We start from the raw sequence: 23,584 nt of genomic DNA, 5'->3' as shown, positions 1-23,584 counted from the left end.
GGGTCGCCTCGTGCTGCGGGGTCGGCGACACAAGCAACGAGGCGTTGGCAGCGAATTCCACCAGGCCCAGGTTGATGGCCGGCGTCAGCTCATCGGCGAATTTCTTGCCGGCCTCCTGCGCGGCGGCCAGCCGGTTGGGGGCGACGTCGGTGGACGCCATGGATTCCGAGACGTCGATGACCAGCACCACGACCGCGCGGTTGAGCGGGATCCGGATGTCCGACGTCGGCCCGGCCATGGCGGTGGTCAACAGGAACAGCGACGCGGCGAGCAGGATCGTCGGCACGTGTCGCCACCGCCCGGAGCGCAGCGGCGCGACCCGCTCCAGCACCTCCATGTTGGCGAACCGCAGCACCCGGCGCCGGCGCGCGAACTGCACCACGACGTAGATCCCGATGAGCAGCGCCACGGCCAGCAGGAACAGGAAGAACCAGGCGTTCTGGAAGCCCGTCAGCGACACGGGTCCCAGCAGCGGCAGCTTCATGTCCAGCCACCCTATTCGTCAAACGACGAGGCTGCATCGAGGCCGCATGGACTCTAGCCGGCGACCAGATCCCGGCGCTGGGTGAACTTGATGTCCAGGCTGCGCAGGTGGGTCTGCAGCCCGGCGTCCTGGATCGGGATCAGGTGGGCGGGCGTGTCCGTCTCGTTGTAGTGGGCGTGCCACATGCCCGGCGGGGTGGTGAAGGCGCCTCCGGCCTGCCAGTCCACCCGGATCGGGTCGACGATGTCGCCGCGCTCGTCCAGGCGGGTGCCCAGCAGGGTGTAGCAGCCGCTGGGTGGTGCGTCGAGGATCAGGTCCAGCGCGACGGACTGGTGCCGGTGTGGGCGCTGCTCCTGCTGCGGAGGCAGCACGCCGAACATCGCCCACAGCACGTGGGTGATGGTCATCGTCTGCTCCTGGTTGGCGTTGGCCAGCAGCACGCTGACCCGGCTCTTTTCGTTGGCGCCCGGGCGGGCGGCGATCTCCTCCAGCTTGGCCACCGCGTCGGACCGGCAGAACTTGGTGGGACGGAACCGCGGCTGGGTGGCCGTCACGCCGAGGTAGCGCAGCAGCGGCTCGTCGTGCACCCAGTACATGACCGTCTCGGCGTCGGCGTAGAACACCGACTCGTTGCCCGCGGGCAGCGTCAGGAAGTCACCCTTCTCCCACTTGACGAGCCGGCCGTTGATCGCCGCGAAGCCCCGCCCGTACAGGACGTAGTACAGCTGCGAGGTGGCGTTCGGGGAGGCGTCGATCTGCTCACCGGCGCGGATGTGGACGAAGTTGGCCAGCAGGGCGGGGCTGGTCGCCGGCCCGGTCTCGATGCCGAGCTGCCCCGACAGGTCCAGCGGGAACACGCCCGTCGGCCGATCGAGGTAGACCTCCGGACCGAAGCGGGTAATCGGAACCTGCGGGGCATGTCCGGACCCGATCGGGTTGGCGGCCTTCGAGTACTCGAAATAACAGGCGTCGTCGGCCCAGTCTTCGAACCGGCCCTCGAAGCCGAACTCGGCGACATTGGTCATGGGCGCGGGGACGGTCGGGTCCAGGTTTGGGACCACCGATTGGTCTGTTCCCAAGGTCGACATGGCAGAAGTCCTTCAGCTAGGGTGCGTCTTGTACCTATAACGTATCTCTCTTGTATCTCAGCAGTCAACCATCTCAGTAGTCAACCGAAGTGCCGCGGCCTTCGTTTGGTGTACCTTCATGGGACACATCTGGGATACGACTTAGCTGCAAGAAAGGCCTCAAGGAAGGCCTGAAGGAAGGCATGGTGGCTGTCACCAACCCGCGCGCCGGCACGGCCAAGGACCGCGCCCTTCAGTACGTCAAGGCGCAGGTGCTCACCGGCCAGTTTCCCGGCGGGGAGTTGATCAGCGAGGGCGACGTCGCCGCGGCGCTGGGCATGTCCCGGACCCCCGTCCGCGAGGCGTTCCTCCGGCTGGAGGCCGAAGGGCTGCTGCGGTTGTTTCCGCAGCGCGGCGCCCTGGTCGTCCCGGTGTCGCCCGACGAGGCCCGTTCCGTGATCGAGGCGCGGCTGATCTTGGAACAGTTCGCGACGACGAAGGTGGTGGGGCGCGGCCCCGCCGCCCGCGCCGCGGTGTACGAACGGCTGTCGGGTGAGCTGAAGCGGCAACGCGACGCCGCCACCGCCGGCGACTGGCGGGAATTCCTGGACGCCGACCGCGCCTTTCACACGGTCACGCTGGAGGAATCCGGCAATCCCATCCTGTCCGGGTTCTACTCGTCGCTGCGGGACCGCCAGATGCGCATGATCGGCGAATCGGCGCTCGGCGACCCCGCGCGGACGACGACGATCATGGACGAGCACCGCGTCATCGCCGAGACGCTGCGCGACGGCGACCTGCCGGGCGCGCTGAGCGCCGTGCGGACCCACCTGGCCAGCACCGTGCGGGCGATCGGCATCACAGTCGATCCGCTGTCGGTGTAGCCCACAGCCTCAGGGCGCCGAACCGAATTGTGTTACAAGCCGGGTGGTTCGGGGAACCCGCATTCCAAGGCGGTGCCCGCAAGGGGCGCCGTAAAGACAACAGGAGCTGCAATGATCGGATCAATCATCCTGGCCATCATCGTGGGCGCGGTCATCGGTTTGGTGGCGCGCCTGGTTATGCCGGGCAAACAGAACATCGGCATGATCATGACGGTCGTCATCGGCGCCGTCGGTGGTCTGATCGGCTCGGCCGTGGCCGCGCAGTTCGGATACCACAACGCCAACGGCGGAATCGCGTGGATCCCGTTCTTCATCGGAGTCGCCGCCGCCGTCGTCCTGATCGCGATCTGGGAGGCCGTGACGGGCCGTCGTCACCGCACCGGGTTGCCGCGCTAGGCGCGGCTAGCCGATCAACACCGCGTACCGTGGCTTGATCACCTCGTCGATGATCGCCAGTCGCTCGTCGAAGGGGATGAACGCGGACTTCATCGCGTTGATGGTGAACCGCTCCAGATCACTCCATCCATAACCGAAAGCCTCGATGAGCCTCGACATTTCGAGGCTCATCGAGGTGTCGCTCATCAGCCGGTTGTCGGTGTTGACGGTGACCCGGAAACGGGTGCGGGCCAGCAGATCGAACGGGTGCTCGGCGATGCTGTTGACGGCGCCGGTCTGCACGTTCGAGCTGGGGCACAGCTCCAGCGGAATTCGCTTGTCCCTCAGGATGGATGCCTGCTGACCCAGCCGGACGCGGCCGTCGTCGAGGACCTCGATGTCGTCGACGATGCGCACCCCGTGGCCGAGCCGGTCGGCGCCGCAGAACGCGATCGCCTCGTGGATGGACGGCAGCCCGAACGCCTCACCGGCGTGAATGGTGAAGCGCGCGTTGTGGTCTCGCATGTACTCGAAGGCGTCCAGGTGCCGGGTCGGCGGGTTGCCGGCCTCGGCGCCGGCGATGTCGAATCCCACCACGCCCTTGTCCCGGAACCGGATTGCCAGCTCGGCGATCTCGCGGGACACCGCGGCGTGGCGCATCGCGGTGACCAGCAGCCGCACCTTGATCTGCCGGCCCGCCGCCGCGCAGGCCTTCTCGCCGGCGGCGAATCCCGCCAGCACGGCGTCGACGATCTCGTCGAAGGACAGCCCGCGGTCGATGTGCAGTTCGGGGGCGAACCGCACCTCGGCGTAGACGACGGAGTCCTCGGCCAGGTCCTCCACGCATTCGTAGGCGACGCGGTACAGGGCGTCGGGGGTCTGCATCACCGCCACGGTGTGCGAGAACGGCTCCAGGTAGCGCTCCAGCGAGCCGCTGTGCGAGCGGGTGCGAAACCACTTCGCCAGTTCGTCGACGTCGGTGGCGGGCAGCCCGTCGTAGCCGGTCTGGCCGGCGATGTCGATCACCGTCGACGGCCGCAAGCCGCCGTCGAGGTGATCGTGCAGCAGGGCCTTCGGCGCCTTTTTGATCTGGTTCAGTTCGATCACTGGGCGATCCGATCGATGATCAGCGGCCGGGAAATCGGCGGCGTGTCCTCGACGCTGTAGCCGCCGGCCAGCTCGGCCAGCGCGGCATCGAAGCGTTCGGGGGTATCGGTGTAGAGGGTGAACAGCGGCTCGCCGGCCGCGACGGGCTCCCGGGGGCGGCGGTGGATCCTGATTCCCGCCCCCAACTGCACCGGATGGCCCGGACGGGACCTGCCCGCGCCGAGCCGCCAACTTGCCAGCCCCACTGCCATCGCGTCGATATCGCCCATTGTGCCGCCCCGGTGAGCGGTCACGGTCTCGGAACACGAACCGATCGGCAACGGTACCGACAAGTCGCCGCCCTGGGCCGCGACGAGCCGGCGAAAGCGGTCCATTGCGGTGCCGTCGCGCAGCGTGCGGGCGGGGTCGACCTCGCCGAGGCCGGCGAGGTCGAGCATCTCGGCGGCCAGCCGCAGCGTCAGCTCCACCACGTCGGGCGGCCCGCCGCCGGCCAGCACTTCCAGCGACTCGGTGACCTCGAGCGCGTTGCCGACCGTCGAGCCCAGCGGGCGGTTCATGTCCGTCAGCAGCGCGCGGGTGGGCACCCCGTGCGCCGCGCCCAGCTCGACCATGGTGTGCGCCAGCTCCCGGCTGGCCGCCTCCGAGCTCATCAGCGCCCCGGATCCCACCTTCACGTCGAGCACCAGCGCGCCCGCGCCCTCGGCCAGCTTCTTGCTCATCACCGAGCTGGCGATCAGCGGCAGCGACTCGACGGTGCCGGTGACGTCGCGCAGCGCGTACAGCTTGGCGTCGGCCGGGGCCAGCTCGCCGGCGGCGAAGATGGCGGCGCCGACGTCGCGGAGCTGTTCTGCGATCCGCCCGGTGGACAACTGCGCGGTGAACCCGGCGATGGATTCCAGCTTGTCCAGGGTGCCGCCGGTGTGCCCGAGCCCGCGGCCCGACGCCTGGGGCACGGCGGCCCCGCAGGCGGCGACGACGGGCACCAACGGCAGGGTGATCTTGTCCCCGACGCCGCCGGTCGAGTGCTTGTCGACGGTCGGGACGCCCAGGTCGCGGAAGTCCAGCCGCGCGCCGGAGGCCAGCATGGCCGCCGTCCACCTGGCAATCTCGCCGCGGTCCATGCCGCGCCACACGATCGCCATCAGCAGCGCCGACATCTGCTCGTCGGCGACGCGGCCGTGCGTGTACGCGTCGATCACCCAGTCTATGGCGGCGTCGGACAGCCGCCCGCCGTCGCGTTTGGTCCGGATCACCGTCGGCGCGTCGAAGGCTCCGTCAATTGCCCCGTCAAATGTGATGTCGCTCAAGGCAGTTCCCGGGGCAGGTCCGCGGTGAAGGCGTCGGGCAGCAGCTCGCCGAGGCGGCGCGGCCCGGCGGGATGGTCGATCAGCAGCTCCGGCCCGCCGTGCTCGAGCAACAGCTGACGGCATCGCCCGCACGGCATCAGGGTGGCCCCCCGGGCGTCCACGCACGCCAGCGCGACCAGCCGGCCGCCGCCGGTGGCGTGCAGGGCACTCACCACACCGCACTCGGCACAGAGACCAAGGCCATATGAGATGTTCTCCACATTGCACCCGGTGATCACTCGGCCGTCGTCGACCAGCGCGGCCGCTCCCACGGCGAACCGCGAGTAGGGTGCGTAGGCCCCCGCCGCGGCCCGGATCGCGTTGTCGCGCAGCGCTTTCCAATCGACATCAGGCATACCCACTCCGCTCGCCTACGGGCCGATACAAGACAGCCAGACTAACTCTGACACGACACTTCGCCTGGCGGCTGTACGGTCCGGCCTGCCAGCTGGCAGGGTTAGGCTGACTTGTCCGGCTAACTGTTCATAAGGCGGTGGGGACTTGGTGAGCACTGCCGCCGCGCGCAAGCGGCGACCACCCCGGACCCTGTATCGGGGCGACCCCGGCATGTGGGCGTGGGTGCTGCACCGCATCAGCGGCGCGACGATCTTCTTCTTCCTGTTCGTCCACGTGCTGGACGCCGCGATGCTGCGGGTGAGCCCGCAGACCTACAACGCGGTGGTCGGCGACTACAAGACCCCGATCGTCGGCCTGATGGAGTACGGCCTGATCGCCGCGGTGCTGTTCCACGGGCTGAACGGCATCCGGGTCATCCTGATCGACTTCTGGTCGCAGGGGCCCCGTTACCAGCGGCTGATGTTCCTGATCGTCATCGTCGTCTTTTTGCTGCTGATGGTGCCCGCCGGCGTGGTGACCGGCATCCACATCGCGGAGCACCTGCGATGAGCAGCCCCGACCTCCAGCTCGGGCGCGGCCAGACGGCGCCGGTCAAACAGCGCTTCTACGACCGTCCCGCCAGCCTGGACAATCCCCGCTCCCCGCGGCGGCGCGCCGGCATCCCCAACTTCGAGAAGTTCGCGTGGCTGTTCATGCGGTTCTCCGGGATCGCGCTGGTGTTCCTGGCCATCGGGCACCTGTTCATCATGCTGATGTGGGACGACGGCGTGTACCGCATCGACTTCAACTACGTGGCCCAGCGGTGGCATTCGCCGTTCTGGCAGATGTGGGACATGGCGCTGTTGTGGCTGGCGCAGCTGCACGGCGGCAACGGGCTGCGCACCATCATCGACGACTACAGCCGCAAGGACTCCACCCGGTTTTGGCTCAATAGCCTGCTGCTGTTGTCGATGGGGTTCACGTTGGTGCTAGGCACCTACGTGCTGGTGACATTCGACCCGAACATCTCGTGATCGAGGGAGGCGAGCGGCCGTGATCCAGCAACACCGATACGACGTGGTGATCGTCGGCGCGGGCGGTGCCGGGATGCGTGCGGCCGTCGAGGCGGGGCCGCGGGTGCGGACCGCGGTGCTGACCAAGCTCTACCCGACCCGCAGCCACACCGGCGCCGCCCAGGGCGGCATGTGCGCGGCGCTGGCCAACGTCGAGGACGACAACTGGGAGTGGCACACGTTCGACACCGTCAAGGGCGGCGACTACCTCGCCGACCAGGACGCCGTGGAGATCATGTGCAAGGAAGCCATCGACGCGGTGCTCGACCTGGAGAAGATGGGGATGCCTTTCAACCGCACCCCCGAGGGCCGCATCGACCAGCGCCGCTTCGGCGGGCACACCCGCGACCACGGCAAGGCCCCGGTGCGCCGGGCCTGCTACGCCGCCGACCGGACCGGCCACATGATCCTGCAGACGCTGTACCAGAACTGCGTGAAGCACGACGTGCAGTTCTTCAACGAGTTCTACGCGCTGGACCTGGTGCTCACCCAGACCCCGACCGGGCCGGTGGCCACCGGCGTGGTCGCCTACGAGCTCGCGACGGGCGAGATCCACGTCTTCCACGCCAAGGCCGTCGTCATCGCCACCGGCGGGTCGGGCCGCATGTACAAGACGACCTCCAACGCGCACACGCTGACCGGCGACGGCATCGGCATCGTCTTCCGCAAGGGACTTCCCTTGGAGGACATGGAGTTTCACCAGTTCCACCCGACCGGGCTGGCCGGGCTGGGGATCCTGATCTCCGAGGCCGTGCGCGGCGAGGGGGGTCGGCTGCTCAACGGCGAGGGCGAGCGGTTCATGGAGCGCTATGCGCCGACGATCGTCGACCTGGCGCCGCGCGACATCGTCGCCCGCTCGATGGTGCTGGAGGTCCTGGAGGGCCGCGGCGCCGGCCCGCACAAGGACTACGTGTACATCGACGTCCGTCACCTGGGCGAGGACGTGCTGGAGTCCAAACTGCCCGACATCACCGAGTTCGCCCGGACGTATCTGGGCGTGGACCCGGTGCACGAGCTGGTGCCCGTCTACCCGACGTGTCACTACGTGATGGGCGGCATCCCGACGACCGTCACGGGACAGGTGTTGCGGGACAACACCTCCACCGTCCCGGGGCTGTACGCGGCCGGCGAGTGCGCGTGCGTGTCGGTGCACGGCGCCAACCGGCTGGGCACCAATTCGCTGCTGGACATCAACGTGTTCGGCCGCCGGGCCGGCATCGCCGCGGTGGGCTACGCGCGGGGGCACGACTTCGTCGACATGCCGCCGGAGCCGGAGGCGATGGTCGTCGGGTGGGTGGCCGACATCCTCTCCGAGCACGGCAACGAGCGCGTCGCCGACATCCGCGGCGCGCTGCAGCAGTCGATGGACAACAACGCCGCGGTGTTCCGCACCGAGGAGACGCTCAAGCAGGCGCTCACCGACATCCACGCGCTGAAGGAGCGCTACTCGCGAATAACCGTGCACGACAAGGGGAAGCGCTACAACAGCGACCTGCTGGAGGCCATCGAGCTCGGCTTCCTGCTGGAGCTGGCCGAGGTCACCGTGGTCGGCGCCCTGAATCGCAAGGAGTCCCGCGGCGGCCACGCCCGCGAGGACTACCCGAACCGAGACGACGTCAACTACATGCGCCACACGATGGCCTACAAGGAAATTGGGGCCGATAAGCAGGGCACCGACCTGCTCAGCGACATCGCGCTGGATTTCAAGCCCGTGGTGCAGACCCGCTACGAACCCAAGGAACGGAAGTACTGATGACGGCCGAAACAGAGGTCGAGACTTTGGAGCCGCCCCTGCCGCCGGTGCCGCAGGGCGCGGTGATGGTGACCGTGAAGATCGCCCGGTTCAACCCCGACCAGCCCGACGCCTTCGCGAAAACCGGTGGCTGGCAAAGCTTTCGGGTTCCCTGCCTGCCCAGCGACCGGATGCTCAACCTACTGATCTACATCAAGAGCTACCTGGACGGGACGCTGACCTTCCGCCGGTCCTGCGCGCACGGCGTGTGCGGCTCCGACGCCATGCGCATCAACGGCGTCAACCGGCTGGCCTGCAAGGTGCTGATGCGCGACCTGCTGCCCGACAAACCGGGGAAATCCCTGACCATCACGGTCGAACCGATCCGCGGGCTGCCGGTGGAAAAGGACCTCGTCGTCGACATGGAGCCGTTCTTCGACGCCTACCGTGCCGTGAAGCCGTACCTGATCACCACCGGCAACCCCCCGACGCGGGAACGCATCCAGAGCCCGACCGACCGCGCCCGCTATGACGACACCACCAAGTGCATCCTGTGCGCGTGCTGCACCACCAGCTGTCCCGTGTTCTGGCACGAGGGCAGCTACTACGGCCCGGCGGCGATCGTCAACGCGCACCGCTTCATCTTCGACAGCCGTGACGAGGCCGCCGCCGAGCGCCTCGACATCCTCAACGAGGTCGACGGCGTGTGGCGCTGCCGGACCACGTTCAACTGCACCGAATCCTGCCCACGGGGCATCGAGGTGACCAAGGCGATCCAGGAGGTCAAGCGCGCGACCATGTTCTCGCGCTAGGGCGCCGCGACTCGGGGCTTGTTTTCGCCGCGGCGTCGACCGCGGCGCCCTATTGGCGTCCCTCGTACGGCGGGACGGCACTCCCCGTGTCCTGCGGAGGTAACTCCCCGGTGCCGCTGTAGGTGTCCGGCGCGCTCGGATCGCTCATCGGCGGGTTGGCGTCTTCGTCCACAGTTCCGACTGGACGGTCCCCGGTGCCATGCTCCGGGGTATCCGAACCGGTGTCGCGTGCGCCGCTGCCCAATTCGGGATCGTCGAAGTGCTCCAGGCGCGTGTTTTCTGATTCCTGATCATTTTGAGAGGTCATCACTGTCTCCTCACCCTCTCGAACCCTGCCGCACCGGCTGGCCGGCGGGGTCGAAATCGGGTACCCGGACCTCTTAGCGGGAAACCACCTCGACCACGCGGAGTGGGCCGACGGTCGGTGCCCAGGGGTCAGCAGAGCTCGTGGTGATGACTTCGGTTGCCGCCCAACCGTTTAGCCCGATACATCGCGGCGTCCGAGGCGCTGATCAACTCCTTCAGCAGCGCTTGGGGGTCGTCAGCGGCGTCGTCCAGGCGGGCGCAGGCGGTGCCGATGCTCGCGGTCACCCCCGCGGCCGAGGCCGCGATGGCCCGGCACATCCGCGCGGCCAACGACTCGGCGTTGCAGCCCGCGGACGTCCCGGCCAACAGAAATTCCTCGCCGCCACTGCGCGCCACCACCGCCTGGTCGTCGGCGGCGGCCAGCAGCGCCTGGGCGACCTGGACCAGCGCGTGGTCCCCCGCGGCGTGGCCGGACCTGTCATTGAGAGCCTTGAAGTGGTCGAGGTCGATCAGCATGACCACGAGGTGGGAGTCGATGCCCCGGCGGGCCAACATCATCCCCAGCGCCTCGTGCGCGAACGCGCGCCTGTTGAGCAGGCCCGTCAACGGATCGCGGTCGGCGCGCAGCAGGTCCCCGGCCAGGGCGCGCACCAGGATGAGAATAGCCACCGGGAGGGCGATGTTGACCTCGATCACCAGCCACAGGTCCACCCCCGCGAGGCTGGGATGTCCGGACCTGGCCAGCGACAGCGCCTCCCAGGAGCCGACGGCGGCGGCCACCGCGAAGTTGTACAGCACGAAACCCATCGTGTGAAAGAACGCCATGTAGGCGCCGAAGGTCGCGAAGGCAACGCACCCGATCAGCGCGGCCAGTGGGTTCGGGTGGGCGAGGCACGCGAGGGCGACGGCCGTATTGCAGGTGATGGCGAAAATGAGTGACTGGGTGCGCGTGGGCCAGCGCCAGGCCCACAGCACCACCCCCGCCACCCCGCCGCCGGCGGCGGCCCACATCATCGCCACCGGAACCGCCCCACGGGGACCGTCCGAGCCGGCCAGCAGCGCGATCAGGCACAGCACCATCGACGCCGAAATGAATGCCAGCCCGGCCCGGGTGGCACCGCTGACGCCCCGCGACGCAAGGTAACCGGAGAGCCAGTCGTACTGGTCGGCCCGCCACCACCGGCTAAACAGCGCGGTCATCGTCAACTTCCAATCGCTACCCCGGTCGAGACAGTAGCCGCATACCGCAGGTATGTGTCACACTTTCGCACCCCACCCCGTCAGAGGGGTATGACACAGAAAACCCGCATCGAACCCCTGCCACCCAACCGGGCCGGGCTGCTGACCCGGGCCATGTACCGGGTGGCCAAGCGGCGCTACGGCCAGGTCCCCGAGCCGTTCGCCGTGTCGGCGCACCACCGCAGGTTGATGATCGCCGGCGCCGTGCACGAAACGATGGTCGACCGGGCGTCGAAGACGCTTCCGGTCAGCGTGCGCGAGCTCGCGGTGTACTGGACCGCGCGGCAGATTGGCTGCTCGTGGTGCGTCGACTTCGGCTCCATGCTGCAGCGCCTGGACGGCCTCGACATGGAGCGCCTCAAGGAGATCGACAATTACGCCACCTCACCGGCATTCAGCGACGACGAGCGCGCGGCCATCGCCTACGCCGACGCGATGACGGCCGACCCGCACACCGTCACCGACGAGCAGGTCGCCGACCTGCGCGCCCGCTTCGGCGACGCCGGCGTGTTCGAGCTGACGTACCAGATCGGCTTGGAGAACATGCGGGCGCGGGTGAACTCGGCGCTGGGCATCACCGAGCAGGGCTTCAATTCCGGTGACGCGTGCCGCATCCCGTGGGCTAGTGAGGCAGCTCCCGCAGCGGAGAGCCGGTGAACTTGTCGGGGTTGGCGATATCCCACAGCGCGCAGACCTTTCCGTCGCGCACTGTCATCGCCAGGATCCGCGGCCGCATCTCCCAGTGCCCGTCGTCGCCGGGGCTGCCCGCGGTGTAGGCGCCCAGCTCGCCGTTGACCAGCGCCAGCTGATTCGCCGTGAAGAACGCGTCGCCGTAGCGGCGGGCCAGGCCGAAGATGAACCGGGCCACCTTGTCCGATCCCTGAATGACATGAACGGCGGTGGGCGCCTTGCCATTTGAATCGCCGGTGAACGTCACGCCCGGATGCAGCAGCGAGACGACGGCCTCCAGGTCGCCGGCGGCGATGGCCGCCATCAGCCGGCCGACCACCTCGTTGTGCGTGGGATCGGGCGCCCCGGATATTGGGGCCGGTTCAGCGGTCACGGCTTTGCGGGCCCGTGACGCCAGCTGGCGCGCGGCGGCCTCGCTGGTGCCGAGCACCTCGGCCACTTCCGAGAAGGGCACGGCGAATCCGTCGTGCAGCACGAACGCGACCCGCTGATCGGGCGACAGGCGCTCGAGCACGACCATCGCCGCGAACCGGGCGTCCTCGCCGGCCACCACCGCGGACAGCGGGTCCGCCCCGTCGAAGCCGGTGACCACCGGCTCGGGCAGCCAATTGCCGGTGTAGGTCTCGCGGCGGTGCGCGGCCGACCGCAACCGGTCCAGGCCGAGCCGGCTCACCACGGTGGTCAGCCAGGCCCGCAGGTCGTTGACCTCGCTGTCGTGCTTGTCCCAGCGCAGCCAGGCGTCCTGCACGATGTCCTCGGCGTCGGCCACCGTGCCGGTCAGCCGGTAGGCGACCGACATGAGATGCGGTCGCAGGGCCTCGAACTCGCCGACCTGCTGCGCTGCGGAGGTCACAACCGCGACGCTACGCTCGCGGACGAGATGACTGACAACCTGTGGCTGCACTTCGCCCGGCACGGCCCCGGCATCGCGCCGCCGGTCATCACCCGCGGCGAGGGCGTCAGGATCTTCGACGACCGCGGCAGGGGCTACCTCGACGCGCTGTCCGGGCTGTTCACCGTGCAGGTCGGCCACGGGCGCGCCGAACTCGCCGAGGTCGCGGCCCGGCAGGCGAGCACGCTGGCGTACTTCCCACTGTGGGGCTACGCCACCCCGCCCGCGGTCGAGCTCGCCGAGCGCCTCGCGCGCTACGCCCCGGGCGACCTGAACCGGATCTTCTTCACCACCGGCGGCACCGAGGCCGTCGAGACCGCCTGGAAGGTGGCCAAGCAGTACTTCAAGCTGACCGGAAAACCCGGTAAGCACAAGGTGATTTCGCGGGCGGTCGCCTACCACGGCACCACTCAGGGCGCGCTGGCGATCACCGGCCTGCCCAAGTACAAGGCGCCGTTCGAGCCGGTGACCCCGGGCGGCTTCCGGGTGCCGAACACGAACTTCTACCGCGCGCCCGCGCCGTTTGCCCACGACTCCAAGGCCTTCGGGCGCTGGGCCGCCGACCGGATCGCCGAGGCGATCGAGTTCGAGGGACCGCAGACCGTCGCGGCGGTGTTCCTGGAGCCGGTGCAGAACGCGGGCGGCTCGATCCCGCCTCCCCCAGGCTATTTCGAGCGGGTGCGCGAGATCTGCGACTCCTACGACGTGCTCCTGGTCTCCGACGAGGTGATCTGCGCCTTCGGGCGGATCGGGTCGATGTTCGCCTGCTCATCAGACATCGGAGACCTCGGCTACGTGCCCGACATGATCACCTGCGCCAAGGGGCTGACGTCGGGCTACTCGCCGCTGGGCGCGATGATCGCCAGCGAGCGGTTGTTCGAGCCGTTCAACGACGCCAAAACCATGTTCCCGCACGGCTATACGTTCGGCGGGCACCCGGTGTCGGCGGCGGTGGCGCTGGCCAACCTCGACATCTTCGAGCGCGAGGGGCTCAACGAGCGCGTCAAACACAACGCGCCGAGTTTCCGCGCCACCCTGGAGAAGCTCTACGACCTGCCGATCGTCGGCGACGTGCGCGGCGAGGGGTATTTCTACAGCGTCGAACTGGTCAAGGACAAGGCGACCAAGCACACCTTCACCGACGACGAACGCGGGGCGCTGCTGCCTCGGGTGTCCGCGGCGCTGTTCGAGGCAGGGATGTACTGCCGCACCGACGACCGCGGCGATTCGGTCATCTTGCTGGCGCCGCCGTTGATCAGCGGCCAACCCGAGTTCGACACCATCGAGGCCACCCTGCGCGGCGTGCTCAGCGAGGAGTCGGGCCGGCTGTAGCGAGGACCCGCTTGACCTCGTACGCGGCCAGCAGTACCTCGCGGGAATGGGCCGTGGTCGGATCGCTGCCCAGGCGGGTCTGCGCGTTGCACAGCCAGGTCAGCGCGGACTTCAGGTCGGCGCCCTCCGCGCTGTCGCGATGCGACTTCAGCTCTTCCAGGATTCGCTCGTGCCCGGAACTGCGAACCTGGGTGCCCTTCTCGACCTGCTTGAGCAGTTGCTCCAGCGACCGCGGACCGTCGCCGTCGCGCCGGCGCCCGGACCATGTGCGAGACCAAAACCCGTTGCTTTGAATGGTGTCAGCGTACTGGGCCGGCGCGGCGCCCGCGCACCCGGGCGGCTTTGTAACATCCGCCCCATCAGTCACAGCGCGGCTCCCGGGAATTCGGTGTCCGATCGCCTAGTCTGCTCACACAATGACCCTGTTACGTTCCGCGTCGTGCCTGGCAGCGGTGGTTTTCTTGGCCGCCGCCCCGATGGCGGCACCGCTCGCGTCCGCCGAACCGGCCCCCGGCCCCAACGCCGGGCCGCCGAATTGCCCGTACCAGGTCAACACCCCGCCCGCGGTGGACTCCTCGGAGGTCCCGGCCGCCGGTGACCCGCCGATCCCGCTGGCGGTGCCCCCCAAGCCGGTCGGCGGCGAGGCGCTGGGCGGCTGCGGCGTCGTCGCGGCACCCGGGACGCCGCCGCTGCCCGGCGACGTGTCGGCCGACGCGTGGCTGGTGGCGGACCTGGACAGCGGCGCCGTCATCGCCGCCAAGGACCCGCACGGCCGGCACCGCCCCGCCAGCATCATCAAGGTGCTGGTCGCCATGGCGTCCATCAACGCGCTTCCGCTGAACAAGTCCGTCGAGGGCACCGCCGACGACGCGGCCGCCGAGGGCACCAAGGTCGGCGTGACCGAGGGCGGCGTGTTCACCGTCAATCAGTTGCTCCACGGCCTGTTGATGCACTCCGGCAACGACGCGGCGCACGCGCTGGCGGTGCAGCTGGGCGGGATGCAACAGGCGCTGGACAAGATCAACGTGCTGGCCGCCAAGCTAGGCGGCCGCGACACCCGGGTGGCGACCCCGTCCGGGCTGGACGGCCCCGGCATGAGCACGTCGGCCTACGACATCGGCCTGTTCTACCGCTATGCCTGGCAGAACCCCACCTTCGCCGACATCGTCGCGACCCGGACCTTCAACTTCCCCGGCCACGGCGACCACCCCGGCTACGAGCTGGAAAACGACAACCAGCTGCTCTACAAGTACCCGGGCGCGCTGGGCGGCAAGACCGGCTACACCGACGACGCCGGGCAGACGTTCGTGGGCGCGGCCAACCACGACGGGCGCCGGCTGGTGGCGGTGCTGCTGCACGGGACGCGGCAGCCGATCGCGCCGTGGGAGCAGGCGGCGCACCTGCTGGACTACGGGTTTTCCACGCCGCAGGGCACCCAGGTCGGCACGCTGATCGAACCCGACCCGTCGCTGATTCCGGCCCGGCACGACGGCGCGGCCGACCGACAAGGCGCCCAGGCCGCCCCGCTGATGCCGTCAGGGGACGCGCTGCCGGTGCGGGTGGGTGTCGCCGCGATCGGAACCGTCATCGTGTTTAGTTTGATCATGGTCGCACGCTCAATGAACCGCCGACCGCAGCACCGTTGAGACCACGGCGGGGGCTGCCGCTCGGACTCACCGCCGCCAGCGTCGGGGTCATCTACGGCTACGACTTGTCGATCATCGCCGGCGCGCAGCTGTTCGTCACCGACGACTTCGGGCTCACCACCCGGCAGCAGGAGCTGCTGACGACGATGGTGGTGATCGGCCAGATCGCCGGCGCGCTCGGCGCCGGCGTGCTCGCCAACGCGATCGGCCGCAAGAAATCGGTGGTGGCGATCCTCGTCGCCTACGCGGCGTTCGCGCTTCTCGGTGCGTTCTCGGTCTCGCTGCCGATGCTGTTGGCCGCGCGCTTCCTGCTGGGCCTGACGATCGGCGTGACGGTGGTGGTGGTGCCGGTGTACGTGGCGGAGTCGGCACCGGCCGCGGTGCGGGGCTCGCTGTTGACGGCCTATCAGCTTGCGATCGTCAGCGGACTCGTCGTCGGCTACCTGACGGGTTACCTGCTGGCCGGCGCGCACGCCTGGCGGTGGATGCTGGGACTGGCCGCCCTGCCCGCAATGCTGCTGCTGCCCTTGCTGATTCGGATGCCCGACACGGCCCGCTGGTATGTGCTCAAGGGCAGGGTCGACGACGCCCGCGCCGCGCTGCTGCGCGCGGAGCCGACCGCGAACACCGACGAAGAGCTGGCCGAGATAGCAACCGCCTTGAGCGAAGGGAGCGGCGGCTTTTCCGAGATGCTGCGACCGCCGTATCGGCGGGCCACCGTCTTCGTGGTCACGCTTGGCTTCCTGATTCAGATCACCGGCATCAACGCGATCATCTACTACAGCCCCCGGATATTCGAAGCGATGGGCTTCACGGGCAATTTCGCGCTGCTGGCCCTGCCGGCGCTGGTACAGGTCGCCGGGCTGGCGGCAGTCGGCACGTCGCTGCTTCTGGTCGACCGGGTGGGACGGCGCCCAATCCTGTTGTGCGGCATAGCCATGATGATCGCCGCCGACCTCGTCCTGATGGCCGTGTTCGCCCAGGGCCGCCTGGGCGGCGCCGGCCTGGTCTTCGGGTTCGCCGGCATCCTGCTGTTCATCTTCGGCTACACAGCGGGTTTCGGTTCGCTCGGCTGGGTCTACGCCAGCGAGAGCTTCCCGACGCGGCTGCGCTCCATCGGTTCCAGCACCATGCTCACCTCCAACCTGGTGGGCAACGCGATCATCGCCGCCGTCTTCCTGACGTTGCTGCATTCACTGGGCGGCGCGGGGACTTTCGCGGTTTTCGTGGTCCTCACGCTGATCGCCTTCGGCTTCGTCTACCGGTATGCCCCGGAAACCAAGGGGCGCCAGCTCGAGGACATCAGGCACTTTTGGGAGAACGGCGGCCGATGGGACTGATCTCGGCGGGGACGATGGTTCTCGACGGGCAGGTCTGCCGGCCGGGATGGCTCGAGACGTCCGGCGGGCGGATCCGGGCCTGCGGCGCAGGCCCGCCGCCCGGGCCGGCCGACCGCGACTTCCCGAATTGCGTTGTGGTGGCGGGCTTTGTCGACATGCACGTGCACGGCGGCGGCGGCGCCTCCTACACCGACGGCGACGCCATCGACGCGGCCGCGGACTTCCATAAGCGGCACGGCACCACCAGCACGCTCGCCAGCCTGGTCACCGCCGCGCCGGCCGAGCTGATCGCCGGCGTCCGCGCGCTCGCCGCGGCCACCGAGCGGGGCACCATCGCGGGCATCCACCTGGAGGGGCCGTGGCTGAGCCCGGCCCGGTGCGGGGCGCACGACCCCACCCGGATGCGCCACCCGGACCCCGCCGAGATCGACGCCGTGCTCGCCGCCGGCGGCGGCGCCGTCCGGATGGTCACGCTGGCGCCGGAACTGCCGGGCGCCGACGACGCGATCCGGCGGTTCTCGGACGCGAATGTGGTTGTGGCCGTGGGCCATACCGATGCGACCTACGAGCAGACCCAACGGGCCATCGCCGCGGGCGCCACGGTCGCCACCCACCTGTTCAACGCGATGCCGCCGCTGCACCATCGCGAACCGGGGCCCGCGCTCGCGCTGCTGCGCGACCCGGGGGTGACCGTCGAGCTCATCGCCGACGGCGTGCACGTGCACCCCGAGGTGGCGCGCGCGGTCGTCGCGGCGGCGGGGCCCGACCGCGTCGCCCTGGTGACCGACGCGCTGGCCGCGGCCGGCTGCGCCGACGGGACGTTTCGGCTCGGCGCGGTGCCGGTCGACGTCGTGTCCGGCGTCGCGCGGGTGCACGGGACGTCCACGATCGCCGGCAGCACCGCCACCATGGATCGGCTCTTCCGCGACGCGGCCGCCTCGGACGCCGGAGACACGGGGCTGGCCGCCGCGGTGGCAATGACGGCGACGACGCCGGCGCGCGCGCTGGGCCTCGAGCGGGTGGGCGCCCTGCGGGCCGGTTACGACGCGAATCTGGTTGTGCTGGACGGCGCCTGGCAGGTGATCGCCGTCATGGTGCGCGGCGAATGGTTGGCGGGTTAGCGGATCGCGTAGTCACTCAACGGAAAGCTTGACGCCTCCTCGATCGCGTTTTCCGTCGGCGTCGGCCGCAGCAGACTCGCTTCGCCGCTGCTGTTGAAGTAGTACGACCGCGAGGTGGCGCAGTTGCCGGCGTAGAAAATAGTGTCGTCGAGGAGCTCGGTCATCTTGTCCAGGAAGCGGGTGTTTGCTTCCTCGGTCACCTCGAACTCGGTCGCACCCACCCGCTGCAACTCACCGAAAAGCCGGTCCATGTGCCGCATCTGGTACTCCACGTTGTTGAAGACCGACAGGCCACAGAACCCGTACGGACTGGCCAGGCTCAGGTAGTTCGGGAAGTACGGGACGGACATCCCCTGATAGGCCTGGAACCTGTTCTCGCGCCACCACTTTCCGAGGTTTCGGCCCTGCCGGCCGATCATCTCGACCGCGGGGAAGTTGGCGTCCCACAAATCGAAACCGGTTGCGAGCACCAGGGTGTCGATGACGGTCTTGCGCCCGTCGGCGGTGACGATGCCGTCGGGCTCGATCCGCTCGATGCTGTTGGTCTCCAAGTGCACGTGCGGTTCGGTGAAGGTGCGGTAGTAGCTGTTGGACCACGTGGGCCGTTTACAGCCGAAGTCGTAGTCGGGCGTCAGCTTGCGGCGCAGCTCCTTGTCCCGTATCGAGACGAACCGGCTGATCTTGGCCAGGTCCGCGGCGACGATCGTCAGCCGTCGGAACGTGCGGAAATGCAGCACACCCGTCACGATCATGATTTCGAAGAAGAAGTCGGTCAGATGCCGAACGAGCCGCTGCACCTTCGGTGCCCGGGCGAACACCCGCTGCAGCCACGCGGGAATCGCGAAGTCGATCTTGGGAACCACATGGATCGCTGTGCGCTGATACACGGTCAGGTCGGCGACTTTGCCGGCCAGCACGGGGATCAACTGCACCGCGGTCGCCCCAGTTCCGATGATTGCCGCGCGGCGGCCCTCGAGGTCGTAGTCATCGTCCCAGGCCGTGGTGTGGATGACCTTGCCGGCGAAACTCTCGATGCCGGCAATGTCCGGGGTACGCGGCTGCGACAGGAAGCCGGTCGCGGTGATCAGGAAACGCGCCGTCAGCGTTTCGCCGCCCGCCAACTCCACCCGCCACCTGTGCGCGTCCTCGTCCCAGCGCGCGCCTTCGACGACCGTGTTGAACCGCATGTAGCGGCGCACGTCGTATTTGTCGGCGACGTGCTCGGCGTATCGCTTCAATTCGGGGCCGGGGGCGAACAGGCGGGACCAGTACGGGTTGGGTTCAAACCAGTACGAGTAGGTGGTGGAAGCGATGTCGACGGCCAGGCCCGGGTACCGGTTGACGTGCCAGGTCCCACCCAGGTCGTCCTCGCGGTCGAGGATGACGATGTCCTGGTAGCCGAGCCGATTGAGCTGGATCGCCGCGCCGATGCCGCTGAAGCCCGCTCCAACGATGACGAACTCGAATTCGCCCGTACTCATGGGACAGGTAGCTCCTCGTGTGACGCAGGTCACCGCGCGCTGCGCAGCTGCTCGCGTACCGAGTGTAAAGCAGGGGTCATTTTCCCTGCGTGAACAGCCGGCGGGCCAGCCGGGAGAACGCCAACGCCCCGGCGGCTCCCAGGCCCATCGCGGTCAGCGTCTGACGCGTGGACAGTCCCTCGTCCAGCTGCACCCGCGGGGCGATGATCGCGGGCGGCGGGGGGTCGACGTGCTTGGCCCGCGGGTCGTCGGACGCGGTGGCGGCCCACGCGGCCGCGAACAGCACCAGGTACGCGGTGACGTAGGAGAACACCATGAGGCCCAGCACCGGGCCGAAGGCGACCCCGGCGGGGCTGCGCAGCACCGCCCTCAGATAAAGCGACGCCACCTGCTTGAACGCCTCGAAGCCGATGGCCGCCAGCAGGCCGGCCCGCATCGAGGCGACCGGGTCGACCTTCTCGCGTGGCAGCCGGGCGATCATCCAGGCGAACAGCAACCACGACACGAACAACGAGATCACTATCGAGAAGAGCCGGAACAGCCAGTCGAACACCGAAAACTCCGGTATGCCAAGCCATCTCAGCACCGCGCCCATCGGCGCCTCGTGCCCGAGCGTGCTCAGCGCCACGGTGGCCAGCGCCACGGTGAACGTCCCCACCATCGCCAGCAGGTCGGAGATTTTGTTGCGCAGGAACCCCGGCGATTCGATGCGCTTGTCCCACCACATCTCGGTCACCGCGCCGCGCAGGTGCGATATCCAGCCCACGCCCGCCCAGGCTGCGGTGGCCAGCCCGATCAGGCCGACCGAGGTTCGCGCATCGATCGCCGAATTCATCAGGTCGACCAGCTGTTGGGAAAGCGCGCCGGTCACCGCGGACCGGATGTGGTCGTCGATCGTGGCAAGCAGCTGCGGCCGGCGCGCCAACAGGAACCCGAACGCCGCGAAACCCACCATCAGCAAGGGGAATAACGCGAAGATCGTGTAGTAGGTGAGGCCGGCGGCGTAGAACCCACCGTTGCGCTCATCGAAACGCTGATAGGCGCGCATGACGTGGTCGAGCCATCGAAACCGGGAACGCAGCCGATCCAGGATGCCTGGCTTGGCCGGCTCGCTCATGCGCAACCCTATTCCCGTACCGGAAGGAAGCCCAACCGATCGTAAACCCGCCGAACGGTTTTCCCGGCGACCTCCTCGGCGCGCTGCGCCCCGGCCGCCAGCACCGACTCCAATTCGGCACGGTCGGCCATCAATTCGTCGACGCGCGCCTTGATCGGGCTCACGAATTCGACCACGGCCTCCGCGGTGTCCTTCTTCAGGTCGCCGTAGCCGCGCCCGGCGTAGCCCTCGACGAGCTTGTCGATCCCGACCCCGGTAACCGCCGACTGGATGGTCAGCAGGTTCGAAACGCCCGCCTTGGCCTCGGTGTCGTAACGGATCTCGCGCTCACTGTCGGTCACCGCGGAGCGAATCTTCTTGGCCGACAACGCCGGGTCGTCGAGCAGGTTGATCAGCCCGGCATCGGTGGCCGCCGATTTGCTCATCTTCGACGTCGGGTCGGCCAAGTCGTAGATCTTTGCGGTCACCTTGGGGATGAGCACGTCGGGGACGACGAAGGTGTCCGGGAAGCGGCTGTTGAACCGCTGCGCGACGTCGCGCGCCAGCTCGAGGTGCTGGCGCTGGTCCTCGCCCACCGGCACCAGGTCGCTGTCGTAGGCCAGCACGTCGGCCGCCTGCAGCACCGGGTAGGTGAACAGGCCCACCGTGGTCGAGTCGCTGCCCTGGCGCGTGGACTTGTCCTTGAACTGTGTCATCCGCGACGCCTGGCCGAAGCCGGTGAAGCACCCCAGCACCCATGCCAACTGCGTGTGCGCGGGCACGTGGCTCTGCACGAAGACCGTGCTGCGCCCGGGGTCGATACCCAGCGCCAGGTACTGCGCGGCCGTGACCAGGGTCCGCCGTCGCAGCGCCTCGGGATCCTGCGGGATGGTGATGGCGTGCAGGTCGACGACGCAGAAGAACGCGTCGTGGTCGTCTTGCAGCGCCACCCACTGGGTGATGGCGCCCAGCGCGTTACCGAGGTGAAGCGAGTCGGACGTGGGCTGCACGCCGGAGAAGAGCCGGCTGGATCCGGTAGCGGTGCTCATGGTGCCCCGATCTTTTCACGCGCGGACCGGGCCATGTTTGCAGTACCGGCGGTACCGCCATTACTGTCGGACCCATGGGGAGCAACGTGGGGAGCCGTCCGCCGATCCACCTAGGTTTCCGAGAAGGTTCCGGAGAAGGTTCTAAAGAACCGATCCTGCTGCTGCACCCGTTCTTGCTGTCGCAGGCGGTGTGGGAGGACGTGGCGCGGCAGCTGGCCGATACCGGCCGCTACGAAGTCTTCGCCCCGACGATGGCCGGCCACAACGGCGGGCCGAAGGCCGGCACCTGGTTCCTGTCGTCCGAAGTGCTCGCCGACCACGTCGAGCAGCAGATGGACGAACTGGGCTGGAAGACCGCCCACATCGTGGGCAACTCGCTGGGCGGCTGGGTCGCCTTCGAGCTGGAGCGCCGCGGCCGGGCGCGCACCGTCACCGGCATCGCCCCGGCCGGCGGTTGGACGCGCTGGACCCCGGCGAAGTTCGAGGTGATCGCCAAGTTCGTCCTGGGCATCCCCTTGCTGGTGGCGGCCTGGGCGTTCGGCCCCAAGGTGCTGCGCCTGCCGTTCAGCCGGCAACTGGCCACCTACGCGATCAGCGCGAAGCCCGACGGCGTCAGCGACGCTCAACTGCTCGGCTGCATCGACGACGTCGCGCACTGCCCGGCCTACTTCCAGCTGCTGGTCAAGGCGCTGTTGCTGCACGGCCTGCGGGAGGTCGCGCAGAACGCCGTCCCGGCCCATCTGGTGATCTGCGAGAAGGACCGGATCCTGCCGTCCCCCCGGTTCAGCCGGCATTTCACCGAACAGCTGCCCAAGGACAGTCACCAAGTCACCAAGCTCGATGGCGTGGGACACATTCCGATGTTCGAGGCGCCCGAGCGCATCACCCGGGTGATCACCGAATTCATCGAGGAGCACTGCCCGGTCGCGGGCCGCGAGGAGTCAGCCGGCTAGGGCCTTTTCCAGGTTCTCGGCGATGGAGTTCAGGAACTCCTCGCTGTTCTGGTACTCCTGCTCGGGGCCGATGAGGATGGCGAGATCCTTGGTCATCTTGCCCCCCTCGACGGTGGCGATGACGACCTCTTCGAGCTTCTGGGCGAACTCGATCACCTCGGGGGTGTCGTCCAGCTTGCCGCGGTGCTGCAGGCCCCGCGTCCAGGCGAAGATCGAGGCGATCGGGTTGGTGGAGGTCGGCTTGCCGGCCTGATACTGCCGGAAGTGGCGGGTGACGGTGCCGTGCGCGGCCTCGGCCTCGACGGTCTTGCCGTCGGCCGTCATCAGCACGGACGTCATCAGCCCCAGCGAGCCGTAGCCCTGCGCGACGGTGTCGGACTGCACGTCGCCGTCGTAGTTCTTGCAGGCCCACACGTAGCCGCCCTCCCACTTGAGGCAGGCCGCCACCATGTCGTCGATGAGCCGGTGCTCGTAGGTCAGGCCCTCGGCTTCGAACTGCTCCTTGAATTCCTCGTCGTAGATGCGCTGGAACTCGTCTTTGAACATGCCGTCGTAGGCCTTGAGGATGGTGTTCTTGGTGGACAGGTACACCGGCCACTTGGCGTTCAGGCCGTAGGCGAACGAGGCGCGCGCGAAATCGCGGATGGAGTCCTTGAAGTTGTACATCCCCATCACGACGCCGCCGTCCTCGGGGATGGACACCACCTCGTGCACCATGGGCTCGCTGCCGTCGGCCGGCGTGAACGTCAGCGTGACGGTGCCGGGCCTGTCGACCTTGAAGTTCGTCGCGCGGTACTGGTCACCAAAAGCGTGCCGGCCGATGACGATTGGCTTGGTCCAGCCCGGAACCAGCCGCGGCACATTGGAGATCACGATCGGCTCGCGGAAGATGGTGCCGCCCAGGATGTTCCGGATGGTCCCGTTGGGCGAGAGCCACATTTTCTTCAGGTTGAACTCGTGAACCCGCGCCTCGTCCGGCGTGATGGTCGCGCACTTGACGCCCACGCCGTGCTTCTTGATCGCATAGGCCGCGTCGATCGTCACCTGGTCGTCGGTGCGGTCGCGGTGCTCCATGCCCAGGTCGTAGTACTCCAGGTTGATGTCGAGATGGGGCAGGATCAGCATGTCCTTGATGAGCTTCCAGATGACGCGGGTCATCTCGTCGCCGTCGAGCTCGACCACCGGGCCCTTGACCTTGATCTTGGATTCGTCAGACATATCGA

The 23,584-nt window shown here is 68.4% G+C and carries 24 protein-coding genes and 1 pseudogene; 12 read left to right on the top strand and 13 right to left on the bottom strand.

Translation table 11 applies throughout. From position 1 onward, the window contains the following. Together A5706_RS24080 and A5706_RS24075 are read right to left on the bottom strand one after the other, a co-directional pair. The coding region (locus tag A5706_RS24080) for a VWA domain-containing protein (protein WP_156767303.1) at nucleotides 1-484 on the bottom strand (484 nt) is incomplete at its 3' end. Nucleotides 485-537: 53 nt separating this feature from the next. Beyond that, nucleotides 538-1,572, bottom strand: coding sequence for a cupin (locus A5706_RS24075; RefSeq protein WP_068136330.1), 1,035 nt, complete (start codon nucleotides 1,570-1,572; stop codon nucleotides 538-540). A 185-nt stretch (nucleotides 1,573-1,757) separates the two neighbouring features. Between A5706_RS24075 and A5706_RS24070 the strand changes: the two genes are divergently transcribed. Both A5706_RS24070 and A5706_RS24065 read left to right on the top strand, forming a co-directional pair. Beyond that, nucleotides 1,758-2,435 (top strand): GntR family transcriptional regulator, encoded by a 678-nt coding sequence (locus A5706_RS24070; RefSeq protein WP_068136344.1) that lies wholly within the window; start codon nucleotides 1,758-1,760, stop codon nucleotides 2,433-2,435. Nucleotides 2,436-2,546: 111 nt separating this feature from the next. Further along, nucleotides 2,547-2,831 (top strand): GlsB/YeaQ/YmgE family stress response membrane protein, encoded by a 285-nt coding sequence (locus tag A5706_RS24065; protein ID WP_068136327.1) that lies wholly within the window; start codon nucleotides 2,547-2,549, stop codon nucleotides 2,829-2,831. A 6-nt stretch (nucleotides 2,832-2,837) separates the two neighbouring features. On the opposite strand, the gene A5706_RS24060 is transcribed toward A5706_RS24065, so the two are convergent. Genes A5706_RS24060 through A5706_RS24050 form a run of 3 tightly spaced genes read right to left on the bottom strand, consistent with a single transcriptional unit; the run spans nucleotide 2,838 to nucleotide 5,619 of the window. Beyond that, entirely contained in the window at nucleotides 2,838-3,917 is a 1,080-nt protein-coding gene (locus A5706_RS24060) for an adenosine deaminase (RefSeq protein WP_068136325.1), read from the bottom strand. After that, entirely contained in the window at nucleotides 3,914-5,197 is a 1,284-nt protein-coding gene (locus A5706_RS24055; protein ID WP_068136343.1) for a thymidine phosphorylase, read from the bottom strand. Before A5706_RS24055 ends, A5706_RS24060 begins: the two co-directional genes overlap by 4 nt. 23 nt (nucleotides 5,198-5,220) lie before the next feature. Next, nucleotides 5,221-5,619 (bottom strand): cytidine deaminase, encoded by a 399-nt coding sequence (locus A5706_RS24050; protein ID WP_068136322.1) that lies wholly within the window; start codon nucleotides 5,617-5,619, stop codon nucleotides 5,221-5,223. 211 nt (nucleotides 5,620-5,830) lie between these two features. Between A5706_RS24050 and sdhC the strand changes: the two genes are divergently transcribed. From sdhC to A5706_RS24030, 4 genes are read left to right on the top strand one after another with little or no spacing between them, the layout of a single operon-like run. Continuing rightward, nucleotides 5,831-6,169 (top strand): succinate dehydrogenase, cytochrome b556 subunit, encoded by a 339-nt coding sequence (sdhC, locus tag A5706_RS24045; RefSeq protein ID WP_068106765.1) that lies wholly within the window; start codon nucleotides 5,831-5,833, stop codon nucleotides 6,167-6,169. After that, nucleotides 6,166-6,633 carry a succinate dehydrogenase hydrophobic membrane anchor subunit gene (locus tag A5706_RS24040; protein WP_068136320.1) on the top strand — a complete coding sequence of 156 codons (468 nt, stop codon included), beginning with the start codon at nucleotides 6,166-6,168 and terminating at the stop codon, nucleotides 6,631-6,633. The genes sdhC and A5706_RS24040 overlap by 4 nt, the downstream gene beginning before the upstream one ends. Before the next feature lie 19 nt (nucleotides 6,634-6,652). Further along, complete coding sequence (sdhA, locus tag A5706_RS24035) at nucleotides 6,653-8,425, top strand: succinate dehydrogenase flavoprotein subunit (RefSeq protein ID WP_068136316.1); 1,773 nt, start codon at nucleotides 6,653-6,655, stop codon at nucleotides 8,423-8,425. After that, nucleotides 8,425-9,216 carry a succinate dehydrogenase iron-sulfur subunit gene (locus A5706_RS24030; RefSeq protein WP_068136314.1) on the top strand — a complete coding sequence of 264 codons (792 nt, stop codon included), beginning with the start codon at nucleotides 8,425-8,427 and terminating at the stop codon, nucleotides 9,214-9,216. The genes sdhA and A5706_RS24030 overlap by 1 nt, the downstream gene beginning before the upstream one ends. A gap of 49 nt (nucleotides 9,217-9,265) precedes the next feature. Here A5706_RS24030 and A5706_RS24025 read toward each other — a convergent pair whose 3' ends face one another. After that, nucleotides 9,266-9,523: a hypothetical protein gene (locus A5706_RS24025; RefSeq protein ID WP_068136309.1), complete on the bottom strand. Its 258-nt coding sequence runs from the start codon at nucleotides 9,521-9,523 to the stop codon at nucleotides 9,266-9,268. Nucleotides 9,524-9,651: 128 nt separating this feature from the next. Further along, nucleotides 9,652-10,722, bottom strand: a complete 1,071-nt coding sequence (locus A5706_RS24020) for a diguanylate cyclase (RefSeq protein ID WP_068136306.1) — start codon at nucleotides 10,720-10,722, stop codon at nucleotides 9,652-9,654. A 36-nt stretch (nucleotides 10,723-10,758) separates the two neighbouring features. Between A5706_RS24020 and A5706_RS24015 the strand changes: the two are divergent. After that, nucleotides 10,759-11,418, top strand: a pseudogene (locus A5706_RS24015) (carboxymuconolactone decarboxylase family protein); the annotation flags it as partial. On the opposite strand, the gene A5706_RS24010 reads toward A5706_RS24015, so the two are convergent. After that, complete coding sequence (locus A5706_RS24010) at nucleotides 11,384-12,250, bottom strand: sigma-70 family RNA polymerase sigma factor (protein WP_068136340.1); 867 nt, start codon at nucleotides 12,248-12,250, stop codon at nucleotides 11,384-11,386. The pseudogene A5706_RS24015 and the gene A5706_RS24010 sit on opposite strands and share 35 nt — an antisense overlap. Nucleotides 12,251-12,331: 81 nt before the next feature. Here A5706_RS24010 and A5706_RS24005 point away from each other — a divergent pair, with 81 nt between their 5' ends. Beyond that, entirely contained in the window at nucleotides 12,332-13,675 is a 1,344-nt protein-coding gene (locus A5706_RS24005; protein ID WP_068136337.1) for an aspartate aminotransferase family protein, read from the top strand. Here the strand turns inward: A5706_RS24005 and A5706_RS35335 are convergent. After that, entirely contained in the window at nucleotides 13,650-13,901 is a 252-nt protein-coding gene (locus A5706_RS35335; protein ID WP_068106779.1) for a hypothetical protein, read from the bottom strand. The two genes, A5706_RS24005 and A5706_RS35335, sit on opposite strands and share 26 nt — an antisense overlap. A gap of 190 nt (nucleotides 13,902-14,091) precedes the next feature. Here A5706_RS35335 and A5706_RS23995 point away from each other — a divergent pair, with 190 nt between their 5' ends. The 3 genes from A5706_RS23995 to nagA are packed head-to-tail and all read left to right on the top strand — an operon-like array spanning nucleotide 14,092 to nucleotide 17,782. Next, nucleotides 14,092-15,321, top strand: coding sequence for a D-alanyl-D-alanine carboxypeptidase family protein (locus tag A5706_RS23995; RefSeq protein ID WP_068136300.1), 1,230 nt, complete (start codon nucleotides 14,092-14,094; stop codon nucleotides 15,319-15,321). After that, entirely contained in the window at nucleotides 15,318-16,661 is a 1,344-nt protein-coding gene (locus tag A5706_RS23990; RefSeq protein ID WP_068136297.1) for a sugar porter family MFS transporter, read from the top strand. The genes A5706_RS23995 and A5706_RS23990 overlap by 4 nt, the downstream gene beginning before the upstream one ends. Further along, nucleotides 16,652-17,782, top strand: coding sequence for an N-acetylglucosamine-6-phosphate deacetylase (nagA, locus tag A5706_RS23985; RefSeq protein WP_068136294.1), 1,131 nt, complete (start codon nucleotides 16,652-16,654; stop codon nucleotides 17,780-17,782). Before A5706_RS23990 ends, nagA begins: the two co-directional genes overlap by 10 nt. Here the strand turns inward: nagA and A5706_RS23980 are convergent. From A5706_RS23980 to trpS, 3 genes are all read right to left on the bottom strand, one after another. Next, the gene (locus A5706_RS23980; RefSeq protein ID WP_068136293.1) at nucleotides 17,779-19,263 is read right to left on the bottom strand and encodes an NAD(P)/FAD-dependent oxidoreductase; all 1,485 of its coding nucleotides are present in this window, start codon (nucleotides 19,261-19,263) and stop codon (nucleotides 17,779-17,781) included. The two genes, nagA and A5706_RS23980, sit on opposite strands and share 4 nt — an antisense overlap. A gap of 76 nt (nucleotides 19,264-19,339) precedes the next feature. Then, the gene (gene yhjD, locus A5706_RS23975; RefSeq protein WP_068136290.1) at nucleotides 19,340-20,380 is read right to left on the bottom strand and encodes an inner membrane protein YhjD; all 1,041 of its coding nucleotides are present in this window, start codon (nucleotides 20,378-20,380) and stop codon (nucleotides 19,340-19,342) included. 8 nt (nucleotides 20,381-20,388) lie between these two features. Then, complete coding sequence (gene trpS, locus A5706_RS23970; protein WP_068136288.1) at nucleotides 20,389-21,408, bottom strand: tryptophan--tRNA ligase; 1,020 nt, start codon at nucleotides 21,406-21,408, stop codon at nucleotides 20,389-20,391. A 155-nt stretch (nucleotides 21,409-21,563) separates the two neighbouring features. On the opposite strand from trpS, the gene A5706_RS23965 reads away from it, so the two are divergent. After that, the gene (locus A5706_RS23965) at nucleotides 21,564-22,361 is read left to right on the top strand and encodes an alpha/beta fold hydrolase (protein WP_068106777.1); all 798 of its coding nucleotides are present in this window, start codon (nucleotides 21,564-21,566) and stop codon (nucleotides 22,359-22,361) included. Here the strand turns inward: A5706_RS23965 and A5706_RS23960 are convergent. Next, nucleotides 22,350-23,579, bottom strand: coding sequence for an NADP-dependent isocitrate dehydrogenase (locus A5706_RS23960; protein ID WP_068136285.1), 1,230 nt, complete (start codon nucleotides 23,577-23,579; stop codon nucleotides 22,350-22,352). The genes A5706_RS23965 and A5706_RS23960 overlap by 12 nt on opposite strands. Nucleotides 23,580-23,584: the final 5 nt, after the last annotated feature.

Origin of the sequence: Mycobacterium sp. E796, from assembly GCF_001672815.1 — a bacterium.
GTDB lineage: Bacteria > Actinomycetota > Actinomycetes > Mycobacteriales > Mycobacteriaceae > Mycobacterium.
Note: the sequence above shows the minus strand (reverse complement) of the source record. Positions and strands in the feature narration are given on the sequence as shown.

Bases quoted from the DNA above. Each gene is read 5' to 3' on its own strand.
- A5706_RS24030 (WP_068136314.1), top strand. From the start codon at position 8,425: ATGACGGCCGAAACAGAGGTCGAGACTTTGGAGCCGCCCCTGCCGCCG.
- A5706_RS24075 (WP_068136330.1), bottom strand. From the start codon at position 1,572: ATGTCGACCTTGGGAACAGACCAATCGGTGGTCCCAAACCTGGACCCG.
- A5706_RS23995 (WP_068136300.1), top strand. From the start codon at position 14,092: ATGACCCTGTTACGTTCCGCGTCGTGCCTGGCAGCGGTGGTTTTCTTG.
- trpS (WP_068136288.1), bottom strand. From the start codon at position 21,408: ATGAGCACCGCTACCGGATCCAGCCGGCTCTTCTCCGGCGTGCAGCCC.
- A5706_RS24050 (WP_068136322.1), bottom strand. From the start codon at position 5,619: ATGCCTGATGTCGATTGGAAAGCGCTGCGCGACAACGCGATCCGGGCC.
- A5706_RS24010 (WP_068136340.1), bottom strand. From the start codon at position 12,250: ATGTCGGTCGCCTACCGGCTGACCGGCACGGTGGCCGACGCCGAGGAC.
- A5706_RS24005 (WP_068136337.1), top strand. From the start codon at position 12,332: ATGACTGACAACCTGTGGCTGCACTTCGCCCGGCACGGCCCCGGCATC.
- yhjD (WP_068136290.1), bottom strand. From the start codon at position 20,380: ATGAGCGAGCCGGCCAAGCCAGGCATCCTGGATCGGCTGCGTTCCCGG.
- A5706_RS23960 (WP_068136285.1), bottom strand. From the start codon at position 23,579: ATGTCTGACGAATCCAAGATCAAGGTCAAGGGCCCGGTGGTCGAGCTC.
- A5706_RS24025 (WP_068136309.1), bottom strand. From the start codon at position 9,523: ATGACCTCTCAAAATGATCAGGAATCAGAAAACACGCGCCTGGAGCAC.
- A5706_RS24040 (WP_068136320.1), top strand. From the start codon at position 6,166: ATGAGCAGCCCCGACCTCCAGCTCGGGCGCGGCCAGACGGCGCCGGTC.
- A5706_RS24020 (WP_068136306.1), bottom strand. From the start codon at position 10,722: ATGACCGCGCTGTTTAGCCGGTGGTGGCGGGCCGACCAGTACGACTGG.
- nagA (WP_068136294.1), top strand. From the start codon at position 16,652: ATGGGACTGATCTCGGCGGGGACGATGGTTCTCGACGGGCAGGTCTGC.
- A5706_RS23980 (WP_068136293.1), bottom strand. From the start codon at position 19,263: ATGAGTACGGGCGAATTCGAGTTCGTCATCGTTGGAGCGGGCTTCAGC.
- sdhC (WP_068106765.1), top strand. From the start codon at position 5,831: ATGTGGGCGTGGGTGCTGCACCGCATCAGCGGCGCGACGATCTTCTTC.
- A5706_RS24065 (WP_068136327.1), top strand. From the start codon at position 2,547: ATGATCGGATCAATCATCCTGGCCATCATCGTGGGCGCGGTCATCGGT.